The following is a 22262-nucleotide window of genomic DNA, read 5'->3' as shown; positions in this document are numbered from 1 at the left end:
GACTTGATTGGCCACGCTACGCCGTGTCCCGGACAAGCCGTAACGCGTGAGCGTTGCGGCGCAGAGCCGGGACCCAGAAGCCGCGAGTTCGTCTGCGACATGGGCCCCGGCTCTGCGGTGCAACGCTGAAGGGTGCTGCACCGCGTCCGGGGCACAAGGAGAGAGACGCATTCTGGCGGGACAAAAGCGGCGAGGCGGACGCCCAATACTTACTGCTTCTGCAACTTCGTCAGCGTGCCGGTGCCGTTATTGTCGGTGGCAGAATAGTTCACCCTGTCGCCGGCATGAACGGCGTCCAGCATCGCAGCGTCCTTGGTCTTGTACTCCTGCAACGCACCGGCACTCCCGGTGCTGGCGCCGACCGTGCCCTTCTGGGTCTGCTGGATCGAGATCGTGCCGTTGAGCCGGTCAATCCGCATGACCATGCCGGTCATGTCGTCAGCAAAAGCGCTGGTTGCGAGCATGCTGAGGGCCGCAGCGCCCGCATAGATGAATCGCGTGGTTCCCATCGAGGCCTCCCGACGTCTTGGAGTTCACTTCGACAAGCCATCCTAGATCGATTTGGTTCCGGCAGATAGCAGGGCAAAGGTTAACCAGGCCGCTCCGGGAACCCGGAGGCAGCCTGGCAAGGCCGACGCTATTCCATTTCCTGCTGGATCACGCGACCGAGCGCGAACAGGCGCTGGTCGATCGTGGTGGGAACCTCGCAGACGAACCGCACCACCTTGTTACGGTCTTCGAAAATGCGGGTCTTCCAGATCAGCTCATTGCCGAGCGCCTCGACCTTGGCTTCGTCACGCGGCGTGGCGCCCTGCAGGGCCTGGAGCTGGATAGCCTCCTCGCGGATCTTCTCGGCGGCCTCGCGCTGCTTGCGGCTGACGCGTTCGAGCCCGTTCATGACCTGCGAACGCTGGGCGTTGAGCGTATCGAACAGGCCGGCGAACAGCAGCTTTGCGTTGCTGGCCTTGTCGGTGGAGGAGGCGGCCAGAAAGTCCTTCACCGATTTCTCAGCCTCGTCGATCGGCGTCTTGCGCGCCGACAGTTTGGCGACCAGCGCGGTGATTTTCGTGTCGTTCTTCCATTTGGTCTCGGCATCGTCGAGCGCAGGACCGGCCCAGACGGCGGCGAGCGAGATCTCCGGCACCTTGGCCTGCGTGCAGGGCCAGTTGGGGTAGCGCGGATCGGCCGCGCGCAACGCCGTACCCGACAGCGCGAGCACCAGGACAGCCATCGCCAGAACCTTCATCCTTCGCCTCCTGCAGGCCCCCGTCGCGCCAGCCCGCGCGAGGGATCATAGGCCCAAATCGCGCCGATCATGAAGACGATTGTGCAGCTTGCTACCACCGCCAGCGAGATCCAGTTGATCTGCCCGTAGAGTGCAAAACGGATCAGCTCGACCGCATGGGTGAACGGATTGACCTCGCAGAGATAGTACAGATAGGGACTGCCCTCCTGCACCCGCCAAAGCGGGTAGAGCGCGGAGGAGGCGAAGAACATCGGGAAGATGACGAAGTTCATCACGCCGGCGAAATTTTCCAGCTGCTTGATGCCGGAGGAGATCAGCATGCCGAGCGAGCCCAGCATCAGCCCGGACAGGATCAGCGCCGGCAGCACGGTGAGATAGCCCGAGGATGGCGGGGTGATGTCCCAGAACCAGGCGATCAGCAGGAAGGCATAGACCTGGAGCAACGATACTGCGGTGCCCGCCAGCAGCTTGCAGAACAGCAGGAAGCCGCGCGGCAGCGGGCTCACAAGCAGCGTGCGCATGTTGCCCATCTCGCGGTCGTAGACCATCGACAGCGAGGATTGCATGCCGTTGAAGAGCTGGATCATCGCCATCAGCCCGGGCGCGATATAGACCTCGTAGAGGATGTAGGTCTCGTAGGGCGGGATGATGGAGATGCCGAGCACCTGGCGGAAGCCGGCAGCGAAGATGAACAGCCACACCAGCGGCCGCACCAGCGCCGAGACGAACCGCTCGCGCTGATGCAGGAAGCGCAATCCCTCGCGCCAGACGATGCCGGTGAGACACGTCATGTACTCGGCAAATGAGAAGCCGCGCGGGACCTCGCGCGTCGTGATGCTGCTCATGCGCCGCCTCCCGGCATTTGCGCGCCGGTCAGGCGCATGAAGGCGGTGTTGACGTCCTGCGCGCCGGCTTCGGTAATGACGCAGCTCATCGGTCCCTGCGCCAGCACCTTGCCTTGGTGCAGCACCACGAGGTCGTCGCTTGGCATGATCTCGTCGAACAGATGCGTCGCCCAGAGCACGCCGATGCCTTGCTCGGTCACGAGCTGGCGGACCTGGCTGATGATGTCGGCGCGCGCCTTGACGTCGAGGCCGACCGTCGGCTCGTCGAGCAACAGCAGCCGGGGCCGGTGCAGCAGTGCGCGGGCGATCTCCAGCCGCCGCATCTGCCCGCCCGAGAGGTCGCGCACCTTGCTGCCGGCGCGGTCGGAAAGCCCGATGCGGCCGAGCAGCTCGGCGCTGCGCGCGGCGGCCTCGCGGCGGCTGATGCCGTGGAGTGCGGCGTGATAGAGCAGGTTCTGCGTCAGCGACAGGTCGAGATCGAGCGTGCGCGGCTGGAACACGACCCCCAACAGTCGTAGCGCCTCGCCCGGGCTCTTGCTGATGTCATGGCCGAAAATGCCGACATGGCCGGACTGGATGCCGAACAGGCGCGTGATCAGCGAGAACAGCGTGCTCTTGCCGGCGCCGTTGAGGCCGAGCAGGGCGGTGAAGCTCGCCGGCTGCACATTGAAGGAGACGTCGATCAACGCCCGGCGCGGCCCATAGGCATGGCTGACGCCGTCGATCGAGAGCGCCGGCGCCGCGGCCGGATCGGGGCCCGGCACCTCGCCTGGGTCGGGAATCGGAGCTGGGCTGGTCATGGCGCGATCGTGATGCCCCAGGGCAGCTCGCCCACTTGAATGGTCTTGATCACCTTTTGCGCGGCGACGTCGATGACGGAGACATCGTTCGAGACGCCGTTGGTGGTGAGCAGATATTTTTCGTCCGGCGTGAACGCCATGTGCCAGACCCGCTGTCCCACCAGCAGATATTTCGTCACCTTGCGCGAGGCGACATCGACCACGGCGATGCGGTTGGCCGGGCCGAGCGCCACGAAGGCGGTCTTGTCGTCCTTGGTCATGCCGATGCCGACCGGCTGGATCGCTTCTTTCCGCAAGCCCGGGATCTCGAAGGTGACCTTGCCGATCACCTCGTGCTTTCCGGGATCGATGATCGAGACGGTGCCGCCGATCTCGGAGGACACCCACACTTCGGAAGCGTCGTGTTTGAACTCGGCAAAGCGCGGCCGGGCGTCGACCAGCACGTTGGCGACGATCTGGCGCGACGCGGTGTCGATGAAATGCGCCATATTGGTCGTTTCCGACGTATTGATCAGCGTCTTGCCGTCCGGGCTGATGGTCATGCCTTCGGGCTCGACGCCGACCTGGATGTCGCCGAGCCGGGAGCGCTTCTCGAGGTCGATCACCGTCACCGTGTTGTCGTTCTCGTTGGCGACATAGAGGATCTTGCCGGCGGCATCCTGGGCGAACAATTCCGGATCGGGGCCTGAGGGCAGGCTGTCCACCACGCTCTGCGTCTTGGCATCGATCACCTGGATGGTGTCGTCGTCGCCGACCGCGACCATCACGAACTTGCCGTCACGCGTGAAATCGATGCCGCGCGGGCGCTGCCCGACCTTGATGGTCTTGGCCACGGTCCAGCTGTCGGTGTCGATCACCGAGACGGTGTTGCTCTTCTCATTCGAGACATAGGCGATGAAGGCGTGCGCGGGCGCTGCCGCGAACGCCAGTCCGGCGAGAAGCCCAACACGCCCCATGCGCAGCATTCGCGTCCTCACTTCAGCTTGCATTTGCTCTCCGGACGATCATAGCCGAGCGTATCGAGCTCGGAGACCTGGTGCAGAAATCCCTCCTGCGGCGAGACCGATACCACCATGCGGCCGTCGACCAAGAGGATCGGCTGGCGCAGCTGCAGGTTCCAGTCGCGCAAGGTGAGCCGCGTGCCCTTGAAGGCCGCGACCGAGAAGTCCGGGCCCTTGATGAAGTCCGAGACCTTCTTGACGTCGCCCGAGTTGGTGCGCGAGGTGGCTTCCCCGATCATGCGCACCGCGGTCCAGGCCTGCATGTCGAGGGCCGTCATGCGCCGCGAGTTCAGCTTGACGAAGCGGTTCTGCATCTGGATCGCGCCCCACTGGTCCTGCGATGCGTCCCAGCTGCGCGGCACGAGGCCGGCCGAGCCGGCGACAGGCCGCGGATCCCAGGTGCGATAGGGCAGGTAGGCGCCGAACACCTCGCTCTCGTCGGCCGCGACCAGGACGTCATAGGCCGGCGCGCCTTGCGTGAACACCGGCATCTGGCGCTGGATCAGCGTCACGCCGCTGTCGGTACGGCGGGCGCCGCCTTTGTCTTCGAAAGTCTTCTCCTGCACGATCTTGGCGCCAAAGCGTGTGGCGGTGCGCCGGAGCGCGTCCGCGAACAGCTTGTCCTCGTCGTGCGAGCCGACCAGCAGCAGCCAGCGCGACCACTTCTTCCACACCAGATACTGCCCGAGCGCATCGGCCAGCATCGCGCGCGTCGGTGCGGTGTGGATGACGTTGGCACGGCAATCGGCTTCGCGCAGCCGCTCGTCGATCGCCCCCGCATTGAACAGAAGCGTGCCACGGTCGCGCAGGGCATCCGAGACTTTCAGGAGCGCATCGGCCGGCAGGTCGGTGATGATGAAGCTGTTCTTTTCGGCAAGCGCGGTTGCGGCCTGTACCGGGTCTTCGCCCTCCTTAATGCGGCGCTCCTCCAGCGCGAACCGCTGGTTGAGAAACTTACCCGTGGTGTTGTTGTCCTCGATCGCAAGGCGCGCGCCGGCGACGCCGTCATTCTCCGCAGGAAGTTCGATCAGGGATAGCGTCGATCGGGGCCCAGCGACACCGAGATAGCCGACGCCGATCAGGGCAGGCTCCGCCGCGAGCGCGCTCGTCGCAGCAAGGCCAAAGCCGATCAGACCGGCCAACCATCGGATCATGTTTCCTCCAGGTATTCTCTCCCGCTTGACCGCCGGTAGAGAATTGTCTCTGCTTCAAGCATGACCAATTTGTCAGGGCATGCAACCCCGCATTTCGTCCCCGCGCGCACGAGGACTGGAATCACGATCATGCGAGCATCGATGGTGATCGCCGCTTTGCTGTTGACGCCTGCGGTCGCACGCGCCGATCCGCCGAAGCTGGCCGTGTTCGATTTCGAGCTGATCGACACCAGCCTGCCCGGGGAGTTCTATGGCTCCAGGCCGGAAGAGGCGCGGCTCCTGCGCATCAGCGAGCAGCTGCGTAAGGAATTGACGGAGTCCGGCAGGTTCCAGGTGCTGGACATCGCGCCGGTCAGGGACGCGGCCCGTCACGCCAATTTACAGGCCTGCGGCGGCTGTGATCTCAAGCTCGCCGGGCAGCTCGGGGCAGACCTCGAGATCACCGGCATGGTGCAGAAGGTCTCGAACCTGATCATCAACCTCAATATCTATCTGCGCGACGTGAAGACCGGCGCCATGATCACAGCGGCGAGCGCCGACATGCGCGGCAACACCGATGAAGCCTGGACGCGCACGATGAGCTATCTGATCCGCAACAGGCTGCTGGCGCCGAATTACGGCAAGCGGGAGTAGGGGATTTACTCACCGCGATGGCGGTGCACCCTCGCCCCTTGTGGGAGAGGGTGGATTCGCGAAGCGAAGCGAGTGAGAGTCCAACTCTTACCGAATTTGCGGATAGATACCCCTCATCCGGCGCTTCGCGCCACCTTCGCCCACAAGGGGAGAAGGGAAGGGCAGCAAGGGCCACTCAGCCCTTTAGCTTCTCCGCATGCCAGTGCAGGTGATCGCCCATGAAGGTCGAGATGAAGTAATAGCTGTGGTCATAGCCCGCCTGACGCCGCAGCGTCAGCGGGATGCCCGCCTTGGTGCAGGCGGCTTCGAGCAGTTCGGGCCTCAGCTGTTCCTTCAGGAAATTGTCGGCCTCGCCGACGTCGACCAGGAAGCTTGAAAACTTTGCGCCGTCCTCGATCAGCGCCACCGTGTCGTGGCTGCGCCATGCGTCCTTGTTTGGTCCGAGATAGCCGGTCAGCGCCTTGATGCCCCAGGGCACCAGCGAGGGCGCCACGATCGGCGCGAACGCGCTCGCAGCGCGATAGCGATGCGGGTTGCGCAGCGCCACCGTCAGCGCGCCGTGACCGCCCATCGAATGGCCCATGACCGACTGCCGCTTGGCGTCGACGGGAAAATTTCCCGCGACCAGCTTGGGCAGTTCGTCCGTGACATAACTCCACATCCGGTAATTGCGCGCGAACGGCTCTTGCGTCGCATCGACATAGAAGCCGGCCCCGAGGCCGAAATCATAGGCGTTGTTGGCATCGCCCGGCACGTCGGTGCCGCGCGGTGAGGTGTCGGGCGCGACGAAGATCAGGCCGAGCTCGGCGCAGGCTTTGCGGAATTCGCCCTTCTCGGTGACGTTGGCATGGGTGCAGGTGAGCCCCGAGAGATACCAGACCACGGGCAGCTTCGCGCCCTCGGCGTGCGGCGGAACATAGACCGAGAACACCATGTCGGTTCCGGTGGCCTGGCTGGCATGGCGATAAACACCCTGCACACCGCCGTAGGATTTGTTGGTCGAGACAGTCTGAATCGTCATGCCTTCACTCCGTGGCATCTCACCACATCAACATTGCAACGCTTGTGTGACCGAAATTTGTGGCGTCGTCAGGCGACACCGCTGTCGATCGCCAGCCGCACCAGCTCGACCGAGGTCTTCACTCCGAGCTTCTGGCGCATGATGGACGAGGTGTTGGCGACCGTCTTGTACGACGATTGCACCAGCCAGGCGATCTCGGACAGGCTTTTTCCCGCGCTGAGCAGCCGCAGGATCTCCATCTCGCGCGCGTTCAGCTTCGACAGCGGGCTCTGCGCTAGCGTCGGCCCTGCAAAGGCGATGCTGCGCGCGATCGCGCTCGGCAAGTACGTGCCGCCGCCTCCGACGGCGCGGATCGCCTCGACGAGGTCGTCGGGATCGCCGGTCTTGGAGACGTAGCCCTTCGCGCCGCATTCGATCGCCCGCGCGGCAAAGGCCGGGTCGTCGTTCATGCTGAACATGATGATGCGGGCCTCGGGCGCGCGCTCGAGGATGCGGCGCGCGAGCTCGAATCCGGAGACGGTCGGCAAATTGATGTCGATGATGCAGAGGTCCGGGCGCTCGACGATGAAGACGCACTCACCGTCTTCGGCGTCGGCGGCCTCCAGAATCTCGATCTCGCCCTCGTCGGCCAGCACGGCGCGGCAGCCGGAGGCGACGATGGGATGATCATCGACGATCAGAATGCGCATAGGCGTTCCCCGCGACAGCGTTCCTCGTGACAAGATTTGCCCATTCCGCGCCGCATGATACCGACATGGGACGGGCGCGTGAGCGATGTGTCCGAGGTCGCCTCATGCAACCCGGGCGGGATTGCTGTACGCTTCCGATTAGATATCCGCCGCTTCGCCTCTGTCAACGTCATCGGACAGGGGCGGGCAGAGCTTCGCGAGGCACGGGCGACACCAATGTGGCAAAATCTATCCTTGCGCGGGCGCATCAACCTGTTGCTGGCGCTGCTGTTGGCGCTGGGGCTCGCCGTCAATATCGGCCGGCAGGTCGCGGAAGCAGGTCCCCGCGTGCAGGCCGAGGACCAGAGCGTGATCCGCCTGGCGCGCGAGTTCATCGAGATGATCGTCGCCGATCTCAACGAGGCGCCCGATCCGGATGCCAGGCTGAACCAGATCGCACGCGATCTCAGCCGTCTGCGCCATGTCAGCATCGCGCTCCGGGACGAAGCCGGTCGTCCACTGACGACGCCGCGGACAGACGCCGATGACGACACGCGCGGGCCGCCGGCCTGGTTCGTCAGCCTGGTTCATCCCGAGCAAACCGCGGTCAGCGTGCCCGTCTCGATCCATGGCAAGCCGGGCTCGCTCCTGATCACCGCGCATCCCGACGACGAGATCGCCGAGATCTGGGACGCCATCGTCACCCAGCTCGAGGTCGGCTCCGCGATCGCGCTGGCGCTGTTTTTCCTGATGATGACCGTGGTCGGCCGGGCCCTGGCGCCGCTGCGGTCGTTGGCGGAGGCGATGGGGAAGCTCGAAGGCGGACATTACGAGGCCCGTGTCACGCCGGGCGGCGCGCCGGAGCTCGCCGCGATCTGCACCAAGCTCAACCACCTGGCCGCAACGCTTCATGAGGCGGTCGAGGACAAGCGGCGGCTCGCCGAGCGCGCAGTGTCGCTCCAGGACATCGAGCGCAAGGAGATCGCGCGCGAGCTCCACGACGAGTTCGGCCCGTATCTGTTCTCGCTGCGCGCGCATGCCAGCGCGCTCGCGAAGCAGGCGGACGGACGCGTTCCGAGCACCGAAGCCGTGCGAAAACACGGCAGCGCCATGCTGGAGCAGATCAACGCGCTGCAGCAGTTCAATCGCCGCGTGCTGGAGCGGCTCCGGCCCGTCGGTCTCGCTGAACTGGGCCTGCGGCAGGCGCTCGAATCGCTGTCGCGGCTGTGGCGGGAATCCCATCCCGATGTCGCGATCGAGACCGTGATCTCACCCGCGCTGGGCGCGACGGGTGAGACCGCCGACCTCACCATCTACCGCATCGTGCAGGAGGCGCTCACCAACGTGTTCCGCCACGCCGGCGCGACCTCGGTCAATGTCGTCATCGAGCCGGCGGAGCAGATGGCGAACGATGGCCGCGTCTGCGCCCGGGTACGGGTCAGCGACAATGGCCGCGGCATGGAGCCGGGCCAGAAGCTCGGCTTCGGCCTCGTCGGCATGCGCGAGCGGATTCTGGCGCTCGGCGGCACGCTCAACGTCGTCTCCGGCGCCGGCGGCTTGACGGTGGAGGCGCTGGTTCCGACTGCGGCCGCCTAGTGGCGCCCGAGGCGGTCGGGAATAATTCCCGATTTCGTCGGGAAAACGGGTGCGGATATTGCCCGACCTTTTGTGGCTGGCGCACCCGTTGCGGCCGAATACACTCGTCCCGACCAATCGGCGAAGAGCAAAACAGCCGGTGGTCACGGATGGGAAGGCGGGGATGGGCAAGGTTCTTCGGTTCAAGCGTTATGTGTTGATGGTGTCGACCGGTCTGGTGTCCGGGCTGGTGTTCGCGGGCCCCGCCGGGGCCGCGCCGGACGAGGAGACCAACGTCCAGAACTTGCCGCCGGTCGAAGTGGCGGCGCCGCCGCCATCGGTGGCAAGGCGCACGGCGCCGACCAGGACGGTCGCGCGCATCGGGGCCGCGCAGTCCGCGAGCCCTCGCACACGCATCTACGTCTACCCGACCGCGCCGGGTACGGGCAGGGGTCTCGATGTCGACAAGGTCCCGTCGGCGATCAACGCCGTCGATCCGAGCCAGATCAAGCGCACCGGTTCGCTGAACATCACCGACGCCCTGCGCGACAACATCGCCGGCGTCAACATCACTGAGGTCACCGGCAATCCGTTCCAGCCGGATGTCGAATTTCGCGGCTTCGTCGCCTCGCCCGTAACGGGCACGCCGCAGGGCTTGGCGGTGTATCAGAACGGCGTGCGCATCAACGAGGCCTTCTCGGATGCCGTCAATTGGGACCTGATCCCGACCGCTGCGATCAGATCGGTGACGCTGGTGACCAACAATCCCGCCTTCGGCCTCAACGCGCTGGGCGGCGCCATCAATCTGCAAATGAAGGACGGCTTCACTTACCAGGGCGCCGAGATCGACGTGATGGGCGGCTCGTTCGGCCGCATCCAGGGCTCGGCGCAATGGGGCAAGCAGGTCGACAAGAACTACGGCGTCTACGCCGCGCTCGAAGGCCTGCGTGACAACGGCTTCCGCAATTTCTCGCAATCGACCGTGCGGCGCTTCTACGGCGATGTCGGCTACAAGGCCGGCGACAGCGAATTCCACGCCAATATGGGCGTCGCCAAGAACGATTTCGGCGCCAGCGCCACCGTCCCGGCCGAGCTGCTCGACAAATATTGGGGCGCGACCTACACCACCCCGCAGACCACATCCAACCGCGTCGGCTATCTCAATCTGACCGGCAAGGCCGATGCGACGCCGACCTGGACCCTCGAAGGCGCTGCGCATGTGCGCAGGTACGAGCAGAAGCTGGTCGACGGTAATCCGACTGACGCGCAGGAGTGCGCCGATCCGGCGTTGCTCTGCTTCGGCGATGACGCCACGCCCGCGAATGGCGCGGGCGGCGTTCAACTTGCCAATCCCTTTGCGCCGGGAACGATCCTCGGCGAGATCGACCGCAGCACGATACGTTCGACCAGTTTCGGCGTGTCAGGGCAGGCTACCAACACCGATCAACTGTTCGGGCATGACAACCGCTTCGTGATGGGCGCGAGCTATGACGCAGGCGTCACGCGGTACAACGCCACCGCCGAGATCGGTTCGATCGGGGAAAACTACGTCGTCAACGGGAGCGGCCTCTTCCTCGGGCCGACCGGCCAGCCGACGACGGTTGCCGGCCCCGTCTCGCTGCGGACCGTCAATCAATATAACGGCCTCTATGCGATGGACACCTTCAACGTTACGAATGCCTTCGCCATCACCGGCGGCGGCCGTTTCAACATTGCGCGGATTTCGCTGGAGGATCAGCTCGGAGCCGATCTCAACGGCGATCACACCTTCACGCGCTTCAATCCGGTGATCGGCGGCACCTACAAGATCACGCCGGAGTTGACCGCCTATGCCGGTTACTCCGAGGCCAACCGCGTGCCCACGCCGCTCGAGCTCGGCTGCTCCGATCCAGCCCGCCCCTGCCTGATCGCGGCGTTTCTGGTCTCCGACCCGCCGCTCAAGCAGGTGGTGTCCAAGACCGTGGAAGCCGGCCTGCGCGGCACCAAGGAGTTGAACATCGGCACCCTCGGCTGGAAGATCGGCGGCTTCCGCGCGACGAATTACGACGACATCGTGGCGGTACCCGTCGTCGGCCGAACCGGCTTCGGCTATTTCTCAAACGTCGGCCGGACCCGCCGGCAGGGCCTCGAGGCCGAAGTCAACATCAAATCGCCGACGCTGCAGTTCCAGGCGAGCTACGCCTTCGTCGACGCGCGCTATCTTGACCCGCTCGAGCTCGGCTCGGAAAGCCCGTTTGCCGACGGTAACGACAACATCCATGTCGTTCCCGGCAACCAGCTTCCCGCCATCCCCCGTCACCGGGTCAAGGTCGGCGTCGACTACGCCGTGACCGACGTCTGGAAGGTCGGCGGCAACGCGCTGTTCGTCTCCAGCCAATATCTGGTCGGCGACGAGTCCAACCAATATGCCAAGCTGCCGTCCTATACCGTGTTCAATCTCCACACCTCCTACCAGGTGGCGAAGAACATCCAGCTCTACGGTCGCGTCGACAACGTCTTCGACAAACGCTACGCGACCTATGGACAGTTCTTCGACCGGGAGGCCTTGCCCAACTTCACCAATGGCGGCGCCGAATTCACCGACCCGCGCTCGCTCAGCCCGGCCCGGCCGCGGGCGTTCTACGCGGGGATGCGGGTGACGTTCTAGGTACGGGTGCCGCGCCCCTGGTGTCCGCGATGGCGCTCGCTGAGCTTGGCAGAATATTCCGCCTCCGGCATGATGGTTTCGGAGGCCTGCTTTGCCGTGTCGTTGAAGAATCCGGATGCCGTCGCTTCGATCGTTGCAGCGCTTCGGCGCGTCTATGGCGATGAGATCGCGCGACTCATGCTCGTCGAGGGTATGACCCTCGCCGATTTGATCGATGCGATGTTTTCCGCGTCCCCGAGCCACCGCGATGCCGTTCGAGACATTACCGACGGATTGGACGATTTCGTCGTTTCGCCGGACCTCGGTCTGATGTGGCACCTCAAGTACATCTATGGCGACGAGCCCGGCTCCCTGCACGTCGTGGACATGGAGATCGCCACGCCGAATGGCACGCTGGCAAGCAAGGACGTCTGGCTTCGTCTGTCATCTTAGAGGCGCGGTCCTTTGGACGATCTGGTCCCGGCACCGGCAAAGAGCGGGACGTCGTTGTCTTCACCAATCAGAAACCATGTCAAATGATCCGAAAAGTTTAACGAAACCGCCCGGCGATCTCCGCGTCAGTTTGTCGGAGGGCCGATGTCATGACAGAGCGCCAATTGAGAGAGCAGGAATGCCGGATCGCGCGTTACCGGCGGTTGGAGCGGGAGGTTACGGATCCGCTTGCGGCGTGTCTGCTTCACGGCATCGTCGAGGAGCTTGAAGCCGAGCTGCGCAAGGACAGGCCGGATTGGCACGGGCCGCGCGATTAACGCTTTCTTAGTGCTAATCATGCGGATTATCGTGGAGGGATGCCAGGGGAGACTGCTCCCATGCTGAAGGACGGGACATACGCGGCGTGGTACAAGACGCCGCTCGACCAGGGTACCGGGATCGTCCATGTCGCGGATGGACAGATCTGGGGCCGCGACAGCCTGATGACCTATCACGGCTCGTGTCACGTCGATGGAGATCGCTTCACCGCCACCGTGTCGACGAAGCGCCATACCGACGGCCGTGCAACGGTGTTCGGCGTGGACGACGAGCTCACGTTGGACATCGAGGGAAACTGCCCCGGCAAGATCGCGACCTACACCGCGACGGCACAACAAGTGCCCGGAATGATTCTCCAGGGAACGCTCATTCTCACCGAACAGCAGCCGCCGGCCGGTGAACAACGAGCCGAGCAGCGCCCGGCGTTCAATCCCGACAAGCTGCCGAAGTTGCCCAAGCGCTCGCGCTGAGAAACCTCTGGCGGGCTGCTGGAGGCATTCTGAAACGGCTGACCAGAAGAACCAGCGAGAAGGGACACTATTCTTTCTCCAACCCGCCCCGGGCGAGTAGCGCCGCTTGCTGCAGGGTGACGCTGCGGACCAGCGGATCCGCATGGCGGTGCACGAGCTGCCAATCCATGCCGTCCTTGCGGTAGACTTCAGTGACGCGGAGCGACCAGTCTTGAGCGGCCAATCCGCCGACTTCGGCGCGCTGATGTTCCACCATGACAAGAACGACAAGCGCGTCCGACGCAAGCGTTTGCACCACCTCGAGGTCGGTTTCGCCCTCCCTGAAGTACCGCGATAGGTCAGCCAAGCGTTTGGGGCTGGCGTCAAATCCGTGACTGGCAGGCCCGCCAAAGGGCTGCATCAACGTGAAATCCGGTGCGATGCGGACAAGCTCCAGCCAGCTATCCATGTCGCCCCGCATGAAGGCGGCATTCTTTCGGCGCGCGCGTTCGATGAGGTTCGCTGTTACCTCGGGCCCGGCGGCCGCGTCGGCCGAAAGCTGAACCAGAGGCACTGCAGCCGCAGCGGCCATGATCGCGCGCCGCGACAACTTTTGCTGCCTGGATGCCGATCGGGTCTGTCTGGACGTTTTCTTGGTCATTTCGCAGCTCCTGGTCCAATGGGTGCCCATCCATGAAGTCTTGATCTCGATGAATCCAGCGATATGATTTCAGCAACATGCTGAATCAAATTGATCTATCCAGGATTGATCTGAATCTCCTCGTGCTCTTCCGCGTGGTCCTGGAAGAACGTCATGTCGGCCGGGCAGCCGCTCGGCTGAGCCTGACGCCGTCGGCTGTAAGCCATGCGCTTGGCCGGCTCCGGCTTCTGCTGAATGACCCGCTGTTTCTGCGGACACCTAAGGGGGTGGTTCCGACGGCGCGGGCCCTGGAGCTTGGGGAGCCCGTAGCCGAGATCATCGCACGCATCGAACGATTGATCGGCTCGGCCGCACCGTTCGACCCGAAGACAAGCAGTCGCCGGTTCACGATTGGCGCTCCCGATGCCGTACTGGTCTCGGCAATCGGTCCGCTCCTGCGATCGATTGCCACTGCGGCGCCTCACATTGACATCGGGCTGATCCACCTGATGCCGGCGCCGCGCGGCGGCGCGATCGGAGAGCCTTGGCAGGAGAATCTCGACATGCTCGAAAGACGCGAGCTCGACATCGCGATGCTGCCGCTGCCGGCGGTATCACCTCGTTTCGAGGCGCGGAGGCTTTACGAGGAAGACTTTGTGCTGGCCATGCGCAAGGGACATCCCTTGGCAAGAGCGCCCAGCCATGCTGCATTCGCGCAATCGCAGCACATGCTGGTCTCTCTCAGTGGTGAGCCACGCGGCTTCGTCGATGAGATGTTGGCCAAGCGCGGCCTCGAACGCCGCATCGCCCTGACCGTTCCGAATTTCATGATGGCGCTGGCCCAGCTTTCGGAATCCGATCTGATCGCGGTATTGCCACGCCGACTGATCGAGCAGTATGCCGGCCGCTTCGGCCTGGTGTTCGTTGAACTGCCTTTCGCCCGCAAGGCGGATACGATCCGGGCCATCGCCACCAAGGCGGCGATGAGAGACGCCGGCATCGCGTGGCTGATGCAGGTTGTGGTCGGGTCAATCGGAACAAGCCGACGCTAGAATCGTCACACCGAATTCGAGAGGCGTTCATCCCGGAATCGGCGCGACATTTTGCCTGCCGCACCTTGTACCGCTCTGAGTGCCCGACACCGCTTCTCAAATGGCCTGGAAATGTCCATTGTGCCGGCCCGAAAGAGAGAAGAGGAGCATCATTGATGACGGATACGGTCTCGCGCCGCCAGTTTGCCAAGCTGGCGGGGTTGTCCGCAGCCGGGATTGCAAATCCTCTCGAGGCCGTCGAGGCCAAGCCGGCAGCGCCGCCGCGCGCGGGCTTTCCGGCAGGCTTCGTCTGGGGCACGGCGACCTCGTCCTATCAGGTCGAGGGCGCGGTCGACGAGGACGGGCGAGGGGCCTCGATCTGGGACAAGTTCGTGCGCATCCCCGGCAAGATCGAGGACGGCACCACTGGTGACCGCGCCAATGAGCATTATCACCGCTACAAGGAGGACATCGCGCTGATCAAGGCGCTGGGCTGCAAGGCCTACCGCTTCTCGGTGGCTTGGCCGCGGCTGTTCCCGGATGGCGACGGCAAGCCCAACCCGAAGGGGCTCGACTTCTACAATAGGCTGGTCGACGAGCTCCTGAAGAACGGCATCGAGCCGTGGCTGACGCTCTATCATTGGGACCTGCCGCAATCGCTTCAGGATCGCTTCGGCGGCTGGCGCTCGACGGAGACCTGCAAGATCTTCGGTGACTACGCGGCTTATGTCGCCGAGCATCTGACCGATCGCGTCAAGAACGTCTTCACGTTGAACGAGAGCGGGCGCTTCGTCTATTTCGGCTACGGCATCGGCATCGACGCGCCGGGCTTGAGGCTGCCGCAAGCCGAGGTCAACCAGATCAGGCACAACAGCGCGCTGGCGCACGGGCTCGCGGTGCAGGCCGTGCGCGCCCACGGCCGGCGCGGCACCAGGGTCGGGCCGGCCGAGAACATCGATGCCTGCGCGCCCGCGATCGACACGCCGGAGAACGTTCGTGCCGCCGAGATCGCGCTGCGCGAGATGAACGCCGGCTATCTCAACGTCATCATGACGGGCCGCTACACCGACGCTTTCCTGAAATTCGCCGGCGCCAACGCGCCGAAATTCACCGACGCGGAACTCAAGATCATCTCCTCGCCGGTCGATTTCCTCGGCCTCAACATCTACGCGCCCCAGAACTACGTGGTGGCCTCGGACCAGGGCGCGGGCTTCATGCCGCTGCCCATCCCGAAATCGTTCCCGCACATGAATTCGGACTGGCTGCGCGTCGGGCCGGAGACGCTCTATTGGGTGCCGAAGCTGGCGGCAAAGATCTGGAAGACGGATGCGATCTATATCAGCGAGAACGGCGCCTCCGGCGACGACGTCGTCACGCCGGACGGCAAGATCTACGACACCGACCGCATCATGTACCTGCGCAACTATCTCGCCCAGCTGCAGCGCGCCACGGCCGAAGGCGTGCCGGTGCGCGGCTATTTCCTCTGGAGCCTGATGGACAATTTCGAGTGGGTCTACGGGTTGAACAAGCGTTTCGGGCTGTACCATGTCAATTTCGACACCCTGGTCCGCACGCCAAAACTCAGCGCCAGCTTCTATCGCAACGTGATCGCGAAGAACGCGGCGGGGGCGTGATGTCTTCTCCCGCGTAAAATCACCAGAGGTCGTCATGCCCGGGCTGTCCCGGGCATCCACGTTCTTGGCGCCGCGTAGCAAGACGTGGAGGGCCGGGACAAGCCGGCCATGATGTCGGCGGAGGCTTTCGTGCGGCGGAAAATCCGGGTGAGGGGCGGGAGAGGGCGTGGGCGCCCGCGCATTGACTCTCCTCCTCCGCTTATTCAGAACCGTCCTCAACGCTCAAAACAAAGAGGACAACGCCCATGACCGATGCACTCATCATCGATGCCTGCCGCACCCCGCGCGGCGTCGGCAAGGCCGGCAAGGGAGCGCTTTCGGGCATCCATCCGCAGCAGCTCGGCGCAACCGTGCTGCGCGCGCTCGCGGAGCGCACCGGCATCAACACGGCCGACGTCGACGACATCGTCTGGGGCTGCAGCGCGCAGGTCGCGACGCAAGGCGGCGATCTCGGCCGGATGTCGGCGCTCGATGCCGGCTACGACGTGCGCGCCAGCGCCGTGACGCTGGACCGTTTTTGCGGAAGCGGCATCACCAGCGTCAACATGGCGGCATCCTCGATCATGGCAGGCGCGGAAGACCTCGTCATCGCGGGCGGCTGCGAGATGATGTCGATGGAAGGACGCCGCGGCTCAGGTCCGATGATGATGGACAACGGCAATCTGCGTCTGCGGGCTAAGCATCCGCAGTCGCATCAGGGCGTCTGCGCGGACGCCATCGCGACGCTGGAAGGCATTACCCGAGGGGACGTCGACGCGCTCGGGCTAGAGAGCCAGAAGCGCGCCGCGCATGCGATGGCGAACGGGTATTTCAAGAAGAGCCTCGTGCCCGTTCACCGGGAGGACGGCAGCCTCGCGCTCGACCATGAGGAATATCCGCGGCCGCAGACCACGATGGAGGGGTTGAGCAGCCTGAAGCCGGCATTCCCCGCGGTCGCCGACTACGTGCTCGACGACAAGGGCACGACCTATCGCGGCCTGATCCTGCAGAAATACCCGGACCTGAACATCGACTTCGTGCACCACGCCGGCAATTCCTCCGGCGTGGTCGACGGCGCCGCCGCCATCCTCCTGGCTTCACCCGCTTACGCCAAAGCGCATGGCCTCAAAGCCCGCGCCCGCGTCGTCGCGATGGCGAACATGGGAGACTCGCCGACCCTGATGCTGAACGCGCCGGTGCCGGCGACGCGCAAGGTGCTGGCAAAGGCGGGCCTCTCCATCGACGACATCGACCTGTTCGAGATCAACGAGGCGTTCGCGGTGGTGGCGGAAAAATACATCCGCGACCTCAAGCTCGATCGCGCCAAGGTCAACGTCAATGGCGGCTCGATCGCGCTCGGCCATCCCATCGGTGCCACCGGCTCGATCCTGATCGGCACCGTGCTCGACGAGCTCGAACGGCGCGACCTCAAACGCGGTCTCGTCACCATGTGCGCCGCCGGCGGCATGGCGCCCGCCATCATCATCGAGCGCGTCTAGCCTTATTTTCTAGGGTGAAACACGCGCCTCCTTTGACAAAGAGGCCGGTCGTCGCTTGTCGAAAGTGGCGAATCAGTTCTAGCAAGATGTCGTGCGGGCCTTTGAAACAAGGCAAAATCCGCTGCCTGAGGCTTCTCCCGCTCTGGAAGCAGCTAAAATGCAGGGTTTTTTGCCATAGAGGGCCAAAAAAGCCCGTAAAACCGCGACAAAACTGTGCAGAAGGCTATAGGCCTTCGCCGGTTGGTCTAATATGCAGCCGTCACGAATCAGAGGAGACACGATGGCAACCCAGATGTCCAAATCGCAACTGATCGAAAAGATTGCGACCGCTACCGAGCTTTCCAAGCGCGACGTCAAGAGCGTCATGGAGACGCTGACCGACGTCGGTCACAAGGAGCTCAAGAAGAACGGCCTGTTCCTGGTGCCGGGCTTCGCCAAGTTCGTCGTCATCAAGAAGCCCGCGACCAAGGCACGCAAGGGCACCAACCCGTTCACGGGCGAAGAGATGATGTTCAAGGCCAAGCCGGCTCGCAAGATCGTCCGCGCCCGTCCGGTCAAGGCGGCCAAGGACGCCGTGGGCTAACGACGCAAAGGCCCCCTTGGCTAGAGGGGGCCTTTTGTTTGGGGCAGCCGCGAGGACTTGAGACGGAGGGCTCAACCCTTGCGGCGCTTCACCCGGACCGGAACCGGCTGAAGCCGCGGTTCTGGTCCTGCAAGCGCATCGCGCACCCGGTCAACGGCACGATCGAGCAGCTGGCGCAGCCGCTGCGTTTTCCGAGATCGCTTCGCGTCTTCGAGCAGTTTCTTCATCGCATTCACTCCGCCGCCTCGACCTTTGCCTCGACCGGCTCGAGCGCGGCCGCGATGGCTTCGTCGACGCGCTCCAGCCAGATGAATTCGAGGTTGTCCCGCGCGCTCTTCGGGATGTCGTCGTAGTCCCGCTTGTTGCGCGCCGGCAGCATCACCCGCTTCAGGCCGGCGGCCGCGGCTGCGACCACCTTCTCCTTGATGCCGCCGACCGGCAGCACCAGGCCGCGCAGCGAGATCTCGCCGGTCATGGCGGTGTCGCTGCGCACCGTGCGATTGGTGAGCAGGGACGTCAGCGCCGTGAACATCGCAACGCCCGCGCTCGGTCCGTCCTTAGGGGTCGCGCCCGCGGGAACGTGAACGTGGATGTCGCTCTTCTCGAACGCCTGCGGATCGATGCCGAGCTGCGAGGCTTTGCTCTTCACCAGCGTCATCGCCGCCTGCACGCTTTCGCGCATGACGTCGCCGAGCTGGCCGGTCAGGATCATGCCGCCCTTGCCGGGCACCTTTGACGCCTCGATGAACAGGATGTCGCCGCCAACAGGCGTCCAGGCAAGGCCGGTGGCCACGCCCGGAATGCTGGTGCGCTGCGCGATCTCGCCTTCGAAGCGCGGCTGGCCGAGCACCGTGCCGATGTCCTTCGCCGTGATCACGACCTTCGCGGCCGTGCCCTCGGCGACCTGCACCGCCGCATGCCGGAACAGCTTGCCGATCTCGCGCTCGAGGTTGCGCACGCCGGCCTCGCGGGTGTAGCCCTTGACCACCAGCTTCAGCGCCTCCGGCTCGATCTCGGCCTGCTCGGCCGAAAGGCCGTTGGCCTCCAGCTGCCGCCGCACCAGATAGCGCCGCGCGATCTCCAGCTTCTCGTCCTCGGTGTAACCGGCGAGGCTGATCAGCTCCATGCGATCGAGCAGCGGACCCGGGATCTGGTCCAGCATGTTGGCGGTCGCGATGAACACCACGCGCGACAGGTCGAAGGGCACGCCCAGGTAATTGTCCCGGAACGTCCCGTTCTGCTCGGGGTCGAGCACCTCCAGCATGGCGGCCGAGGGATCGCCCTGCACGCCACGGCCCATCTTGTCGATCTCGTCCAGCATCATGACGCAGTTCCTCGCGCCTGCCTTCTTGATGCCCTGGATGATGTTGCCGGGCAGCGCACCGATATAGGTGCGTCGGTGGCCGCGGATCTCGGCCTCGTCATGCACGCCGCCGAGGCTGACGCGCACGAAGGGGCGATTCATCGCGCGTGCGATGGATTGGCCGAGCGAGGTCTTGCCGACGCCGGGCGGGCCGACGAAGCACAGGATCGGGGCCTTGCCCTGCGGGGCCAGCTTGCGCACCGCCAGATATTCGATGATCCGGCTCTTGATCTTCTCCAGTCCGAAATGGTCGGCATCCAGGATGGCGCGCGCCGCCTTGATGTCGATCGGCTTCTCCGCGGGCAGCGCCCAGGGCAGCTCGATCAGCCAGTCGAGATAGGTGCGGACCATGCCGGCCTCGCCGGCGGCCTCCGGCATGCGCTCGTAGCGGCGCAGCTCCTTCCTGGCGTGCGCGTCAGCCTCGGGCGGCATGTTGGCCTTGGCGATGGCAGACGTCAGCTCGGCGACCTCGGCCGCCTTGCCGTCGCCTTCGCCGAGCTGGCGCTGGATGGTTGCCATTTGCTCGCGCAGGATCGCCTCGCGCTGCCGCTCGTCGAAGGATGCCTTGGTCTTCTGGCCGATCTCGTTACTGATGCGCAGCACCTCCAGCCGCTCGGCCAGGTGCTTGGACACCTTCTCGACGCGCAAAGCGAGGTCGATGGTCTCCAGCACCTCCTGCTTGTCCTGCGGCTTGATATCCATGAACGAGGTCGCGAGGTCCGCCAGCGCGCCGGGCGCACTGGTGCCCTGGAACATCGCGGCCAGCTCGGGCGGCGCCTGCGGCAGCAGCTCGATGGCCTCGATGGCCTGGCGCTGCAGGTTCAGGGCGCGCGCCTCGATCTCCGGCGAGGTCGTGGTCGGCTCGGGAATCTGCTGGAATCGCGCGACCGGGAACGGCGTCCCCGGCAGGAAGTCGAGCAGGCGCGCGCGCTGCACACCCTGGCAGACGATGTGGTGGGTGCCGTCGGGCGCGGTGATGTAGCGCACGATGTTGGCGATGGTCGCGACCCGGTAGAGATCGTCGGCTCCGGGCGCCTCGGTCTCGGGGCTGCGTTGCAGGACGATGCCGATCGGCCGCTGCTCGCGCAACGCCTGCTGCGCGGCGGCGATGGACTTGGCACGGCCGATCGTGATCGGTGCGATGGCGCCGGGGAACAGCACCATCTCGCGTACGGGGACGATGATCAGCGCGTCGTCGGGGATCTTCACGTCGTTATCAGTCTGTTCGTTGTTCATCTGTTCGGTGGCCATGATCGACCTCAGGATTTGGCAAGGCGCAGCGCGACGCAGCCGTCCATCACGAAGCGGCTGATGGCGTAGCGGCCGAGGGGCAATGCAATGCGGCGCTCGAAGCGCCCTTGCGGCAGTTCGAGCCGGTGGATGCGGGCGTTGCGGAGCTCCGGGGGCAGGGTGCGCTGGCCGGAGATGACGAGCACGCCGTCATGGATGACCGTCTCGACATTGTCCGGATTGACGCCGGGAAGCGCGACCAGGATCAGGAGCTCGTGCTCGGTCTCGAGCACGTCGATCGGCGGCTCCCAGCAGGCTTCCTGGCGGCCGAACTGCTGGCGCAGCCGGTCGGCGCGGGTCAGCGAGTCCAGGGCTTCGGACAGCATCCAGTCGAGGGGATTTTTTGGTTGCATGTTGGGGCTCAAGGGGATGGGAAAGCCTGCATATGGGGCCGGTTCCCGGGAAATCCAGTGCGGCGGCGCTGACGTGCCATGCGTTGTCGTGCGATTGAAAAACAAACGCCGCGGCCCTGGCCAAACGAGCAAACGCCGCGGCACTGGCCGCGGCGTTTCGTCATCGGCAGCGGCGCGGGTCAGGCCGCCGCGCGATACTCTTCTTCCGCTTCGAGGTTGATCACGGAGATTGCGAGCTCCGTCAGCGTGTGATCGGTCGCCTCTTCCTCGTCCAGCGTCGCCTGAAGCAGCCTTGCCGCGTCCGGCATGCCGAGCTCCTCGGCCCAGGTGCGCAAGGTGCCATAGCGCGAGATCTCGTAGTGCTCGACCGCCTGGGCGGCCGCGAGCAGTCCCGCATCGAGCGCCGGGGCGCCCTTGAAGTCCTTCATGATCTCGGCACCCTCGTCGGTGATGCCGTTGATGGCCTCGCAGGGCTTGCCGCGCGCCGGCTTGCCCAGCATCTTGAAGATCTGGTCCAGCCGCTTGACCTGACCCTGGGTCTCTCGCAGGTGCTTGTTGAAGGCGGCAGCCAGCTCCTTCGATTGCGCGGCCTTGGCCATCTTGGGCAAGGTCTTGATGATCTTGTTCTCCGCGAAATAGATGTCCTTCAGCGTCTCCAGAAACAGGTCGCTGAGCATCTTCGGCGCCTGACGCGGTCGGCGCGCCGCGGTCTTCTTCGTCGTGCGCTTCTTTGCTTTAGCCATACATCCTCCTCATGAGGTGACACGGGAAGGCCTCGCCCTCCTCAATCCTCAGGCGATCAAAGCCGCTTCATGAACGAAAGTTCCAAACGGCTAAATTGCGCGCGGCGCTCACTCAGGTCGGACGCTTGTAGGGATCTTCCTGGCGCTGTCGTGCCTCGGTGTTGCGATCGAGCTGCGCCCGCTCGCTGCGCTTGAGGTGACCGGCCTTCATCACGCCATAGACGAGGACCCCGCCGAGCACGAACGCGCCGATGAACCAGAGCCAGAGCAGGTTGGCCGAGAGCTGGCCGAGGAGCATTCCGATTCCACTGTCGCTCATTGTCGTCTCCGGTGATTTGCAAAGCGGCTTTGCTGGGCT

Annotated in this window: 24 protein-coding genes; 10 read left to right on the top strand and 14 right to left on the bottom strand. The window is 64.6% G+C overall.

Annotated elements, in window-relative coordinates; translation table 11 throughout:
- Positions 1-209: 209 nt before the first annotated feature.
- From ML401_RS26080 to ML401_RS26055, 6 genes are all read right to left on the bottom strand, one after another.
- Entirely contained in the window at positions 210-509 is a 300-nt protein-coding gene (locus ML401_RS26080) for a copper-binding protein (protein WP_194403565.1), read from the bottom strand.
- A 128-nt stretch (positions 510-637) separates the two neighbouring features.
- Positions 638-1246, bottom strand: a complete 609-nt coding sequence (locus ML401_RS26075) for a hypothetical protein (protein WP_285807431.1) — start codon at positions 1244-1246, stop codon at positions 638-640.
- Entirely contained in the window at positions 1243-2091 is an 849-nt protein-coding gene (locus ML401_RS26070) for an ABC transporter permease (protein ID WP_211416536.1), read from the bottom strand. Before ML401_RS26070 ends, ML401_RS26075 begins: the two co-directional genes overlap by 4 nt.
- Positions 2088-2891 (bottom strand): ABC transporter ATP-binding protein, encoded by an 804-nt coding sequence (locus ML401_RS26065; RefSeq protein ID WP_285807430.1) that lies wholly within the window; start codon positions 2889-2891, stop codon positions 2088-2090. The genes ML401_RS26070 and ML401_RS26065 overlap by 4 nt, the downstream gene beginning before the upstream one ends.
- Positions 2888-3856, bottom strand: a complete 969-nt coding sequence (locus tag ML401_RS26060; protein ID WP_285812747.1) for a YVTN family beta-propeller repeat protein — start codon at positions 3854-3856, stop codon at positions 2888-2890. Before ML401_RS26060 ends, ML401_RS26065 begins: the two co-directional genes overlap by 4 nt.
- Positions 3857-3864: 8 nt before the next feature.
- A complete protein-coding gene (locus tag ML401_RS26055; protein ID WP_285807429.1) occupies positions 3865-5046 on the bottom strand; it encodes an ABC transporter substrate-binding protein in 1182 nt (393 codons plus the stop codon).
- A gap of 129 nt (positions 5047-5175) precedes the next feature.
- Here ML401_RS26055 and ML401_RS26050 point away from each other — a divergent pair, with 129 nt between their 5' ends.
- On the top strand, positions 5176-5679 hold the full coding sequence (locus ML401_RS26050) for a DUF3280 domain-containing protein (protein WP_249132492.1): 504 nt from the start codon (positions 5176-5178) through the stop codon (positions 5677-5679).
- Between the two features lie 175 nt (positions 5680-5854).
- Here the strand turns inward: ML401_RS26050 and fghA are convergent, their stop codons facing one another.
- Both fghA and ML401_RS26040 read right to left on the bottom strand, forming a co-directional pair.
- On the bottom strand, positions 5855-6700 hold the full coding sequence (gene fghA, locus ML401_RS26045) for an S-formylglutathione hydrolase (RefSeq protein WP_285807428.1): 846 nt from the start codon (positions 6698-6700) through the stop codon (positions 5855-5857).
- Between the two features lie 68 nt (positions 6701-6768).
- Positions 6769-7389 carry a response regulator transcription factor gene (locus tag ML401_RS26040; RefSeq protein ID WP_018320706.1) on the bottom strand — a complete coding sequence of 207 codons (621 nt, stop codon included), beginning with the start codon at positions 7387-7389 and terminating at the stop codon, positions 6769-6771.
- A 216-nt stretch (positions 7390-7605) separates the two neighbouring features.
- On the opposite strand from ML401_RS26040, the gene ML401_RS26035 reads away from it, so the two are divergent.
- From ML401_RS26035 to ML401_RS26015, 5 genes are all read left to right on the top strand, one after another.
- Entirely contained in the window at positions 7606-8964 is a 1359-nt protein-coding gene (locus ML401_RS26035) for a histidine kinase (RefSeq protein ID WP_285807427.1), read from the top strand.
- 163 nt (positions 8965-9127) lie between these two features.
- Complete coding sequence (locus ML401_RS26030) at positions 9128-11590, top strand: TonB-dependent receptor (protein ID WP_285807426.1); 2463 nt, start codon at positions 9128-9130, stop codon at positions 11588-11590.
- Positions 11591-11635: 45 nt separating this feature from the next.
- Positions 11636-12022 (top strand): hypothetical protein, encoded by a 387-nt coding sequence (locus tag ML401_RS26025; protein ID WP_313754450.1) that lies wholly within the window; start codon positions 11636-11638, stop codon positions 12020-12022.
- 149 nt (positions 12023-12171) lie between these two features.
- Complete coding sequence (locus tag ML401_RS26020) at positions 12172-12339, top strand: hypothetical protein (RefSeq protein ID WP_164937874.1); 168 nt, start codon at positions 12172-12174, stop codon at positions 12337-12339.
- Positions 12340-12399: 60 nt separating this feature from the next.
- The gene (locus ML401_RS26015; RefSeq protein WP_211416543.1) at positions 12400-12810 is read left to right on the top strand and encodes a hypothetical protein; all 411 of its coding nucleotides are present in this window, start codon (positions 12400-12402) and stop codon (positions 12808-12810) included.
- A 67-nt stretch (positions 12811-12877) separates the two neighbouring features.
- On the opposite strand, the gene ML401_RS26010 is transcribed toward ML401_RS26015, so the two are convergent.
- Positions 12878-13450, bottom strand: a complete 573-nt coding sequence (locus ML401_RS26010) for a DUF4440 domain-containing protein (RefSeq protein ID WP_285807425.1) — start codon at positions 13448-13450, stop codon at positions 12878-12880.
- A gap of 77 nt (positions 13451-13527) precedes the next feature.
- Here ML401_RS26010 and ML401_RS26005 point away from each other — a divergent pair, with 77 nt between their 5' ends.
- The 4 genes from ML401_RS26005 (at position 13528) to ML401_RS25990 (ending at position 18155) form a co-directional block, all read left to right on the top strand.
- Entirely contained in the window at positions 13528-14481 is a 954-nt protein-coding gene (locus ML401_RS26005; protein WP_285807424.1) for a LysR family transcriptional regulator, read from the top strand.
- 155 nt (positions 14482-14636) lie between these two features.
- A complete protein-coding gene (locus ML401_RS26000; protein WP_285807423.1) occupies positions 14637-16094 on the top strand; it encodes a GH1 family beta-glucosidase in 1458 nt (485 codons plus the stop codon).
- 245 nt (positions 16095-16339) lie between these two features.
- Positions 16340-17572, top strand: a complete 1233-nt coding sequence (locus ML401_RS25995; protein ID WP_211416546.1) for an acetyl-CoA C-acetyltransferase — start codon at positions 16340-16342, stop codon at positions 17570-17572.
- Positions 17573-17852: 280 nt separating this feature from the next.
- Positions 17853-18155 (top strand): HU family DNA-binding protein, encoded by a 303-nt coding sequence (locus ML401_RS25990; RefSeq protein ID WP_094891268.1) that lies wholly within the window; start codon positions 17853-17855, stop codon positions 18153-18155.
- Positions 18156-18226: 71 nt separating this feature from the next.
- Here ML401_RS25990 and ML401_RS25985 read toward each other — a convergent pair whose 3' ends face one another.
- The 5 genes from ML401_RS25985 to ML401_RS25965 form a co-directional block, all read right to left on the bottom strand.
- Positions 18227-18382, bottom strand: coding sequence for a hypothetical protein (locus ML401_RS25985; RefSeq protein WP_194403553.1), 156 nt, complete (start codon positions 18380-18382; stop codon positions 18227-18229).
- A gap of 5 nt (positions 18383-18387) precedes the next feature.
- Positions 18388-20769 carry an endopeptidase La gene (gene lon, locus ML401_RS25980; RefSeq protein ID WP_285807422.1) on the bottom strand — a complete coding sequence of 794 codons (2382 nt, stop codon included), beginning with the start codon at positions 20767-20769 and terminating at the stop codon, positions 18388-18390.
- An 8-nt stretch (positions 20770-20777) separates the two neighbouring features.
- Entirely contained in the window at positions 20778-21161 is a 384-nt protein-coding gene (locus tag ML401_RS25975) for an Hsp20/alpha crystallin family protein (RefSeq protein WP_135161854.1), read from the bottom strand.
- 179 nt (positions 21162-21340) lie between these two features.
- Positions 21341-21904: a ferritin-like domain-containing protein gene (locus ML401_RS25970; protein WP_211416548.1), complete on the bottom strand. Its 564-nt coding sequence runs from the start codon at positions 21902-21904 to the stop codon at positions 21341-21343.
- Between the two features lie 112 nt (positions 21905-22016).
- On the bottom strand, positions 22017-22223 hold the full coding sequence (locus ML401_RS25965; protein WP_091966675.1) for a hypothetical protein: 207 nt from the start codon (positions 22221-22223) through the stop codon (positions 22017-22019).
- Between the last annotated feature and the right edge of the window lie 39 nt (positions 22224-22262).

This window comes from Bradyrhizobium sp. 62B (assembly GCF_030272265.2).
Classification (GTDB): domain Bacteria; phylum Pseudomonadota; class Alphaproteobacteria; order Rhizobiales; family Xanthobacteraceae; genus Bradyrhizobium.
The sequence above is the reverse complement of the archived record's forward strand: the minus strand, read 5'-3'. Positions and strand labels throughout refer to the sequence as shown.

What these genes read in the sequence shown, in the direction of transcription:
- ML401_RS26065 (WP_285807430.1), bottom strand. Translation starts at nt 2,891, where the DNA reads ATGACCAGCCCAGCTCCGATTCCCGACCCAGGCGAGGTGCCGGGCCCC.
- lon (WP_285807422.1), bottom strand. Translation starts at nt 20,769, where the DNA reads ATGGCCACCGAACAGATGAACAACGAACAGACTGATAACGACGTGAAG.
- ML401_RS26000 (WP_285807423.1), top strand. Translation starts at nt 14,637, where the DNA reads ATGACGGATACGGTCTCGCGCCGCCAGTTTGCCAAGCTGGCGGGGTTG.
- ML401_RS26035 (WP_285807427.1), top strand. Translation starts at nt 7,606, where the DNA reads ATGTGGCAAAATCTATCCTTGCGCGGGCGCATCAACCTGTTGCTGGCG.
- ML401_RS26060 (WP_285812747.1), bottom strand. Translation starts at nt 3,856, where the DNA reads ATGCTGCGCATGGGGCGTGTTGGGCTTCTCGCCGGACTGGCGTTCGCG.
- ML401_RS26080 (WP_194403565.1), bottom strand. Translation starts at nt 509, where the DNA reads ATGGGAACCACGCGATTCATCTATGCGGGCGCTGCGGCCCTCAGCATG.
- ML401_RS25985 (WP_194403553.1), bottom strand. Translation starts at nt 18,382, where the DNA reads ATGAAGAAACTGCTCGAAGACGCGAAGCGATCTCGGAAAACGCAGCGG.
- ML401_RS26010 (WP_285807425.1), bottom strand. Translation starts at nt 13,450, where the DNA reads ATGACCAAGAAAACGTCCAGACAGACCCGATCGGCATCCAGGCAGCAA.
- ML401_RS25970 (WP_211416548.1), bottom strand. Translation starts at nt 21,904, where the DNA reads ATGGCTAAAGCAAAGAAGCGCACGACGAAGAAGACCGCGGCGCGCCGA.
- ML401_RS25995 (WP_211416546.1), top strand. Translation starts at nt 16,340, where the DNA reads ATGACCGATGCACTCATCATCGATGCCTGCCGCACCCCGCGCGGCGTC.
- ML401_RS26030 (WP_285807426.1), top strand. Translation starts at nt 9,128, where the DNA reads ATGGGCAAGGTTCTTCGGTTCAAGCGTTATGTGTTGATGGTGTCGACC.
- ML401_RS26070 (WP_211416536.1), bottom strand. Translation starts at nt 2,091, where the DNA reads ATGAGCAGCATCACGACGCGCGAGGTCCCGCGCGGCTTCTCATTTGCC.
- ML401_RS26015 (WP_211416543.1), top strand. Translation starts at nt 12,400, where the DNA reads ATGCTGAAGGACGGGACATACGCGGCGTGGTACAAGACGCCGCTCGAC.
- ML401_RS26005 (WP_285807424.1), top strand. Translation starts at nt 13,528, where the DNA reads ATGCTGAATCAAATTGATCTATCCAGGATTGATCTGAATCTCCTCGTG.
- ML401_RS25990 (WP_094891268.1), top strand. Translation starts at nt 17,853, where the DNA reads ATGGCAACCCAGATGTCCAAATCGCAACTGATCGAAAAGATTGCGACC.
- ML401_RS26040 (WP_018320706.1), bottom strand. Translation starts at nt 7,389, where the DNA reads ATGCGCATTCTGATCGTCGATGATCATCCCATCGTCGCCTCCGGCTGC.
- ML401_RS25975 (WP_135161854.1), bottom strand. Translation starts at nt 21,161, where the DNA reads ATGCAACCAAAAAATCCCCTCGACTGGATGCTGTCCGAAGCCCTGGAC.
- ML401_RS26020 (WP_164937874.1), top strand. Translation starts at nt 12,172, where the DNA reads ATGACAGAGCGCCAATTGAGAGAGCAGGAATGCCGGATCGCGCGTTAC.
- ML401_RS26055 (WP_285807429.1), bottom strand. Translation starts at nt 5,046, where the DNA reads ATGATCCGATGGTTGGCCGGTCTGATCGGCTTTGGCCTTGCTGCGACG.
- ML401_RS26075 (WP_285807431.1), bottom strand. Translation starts at nt 1,246, where the DNA reads ATGAAGGTTCTGGCGATGGCTGTCCTGGTGCTCGCGCTGTCGGGTACG.
- fghA (WP_285807428.1), bottom strand. Translation starts at nt 6,700, where the DNA reads ATGACGATTCAGACTGTCTCGACCAACAAATCCTACGGCGGTGTGCAG.
- ML401_RS25965 (WP_091966675.1), bottom strand. Translation starts at nt 22,223, where the DNA reads ATGAGCGACAGTGGAATCGGAATGCTCCTCGGCCAGCTCTCGGCCAAC.
- ML401_RS26050 (WP_249132492.1), top strand. Translation starts at nt 5,176, where the DNA reads ATGCGAGCATCGATGGTGATCGCCGCTTTGCTGTTGACGCCTGCGGTC.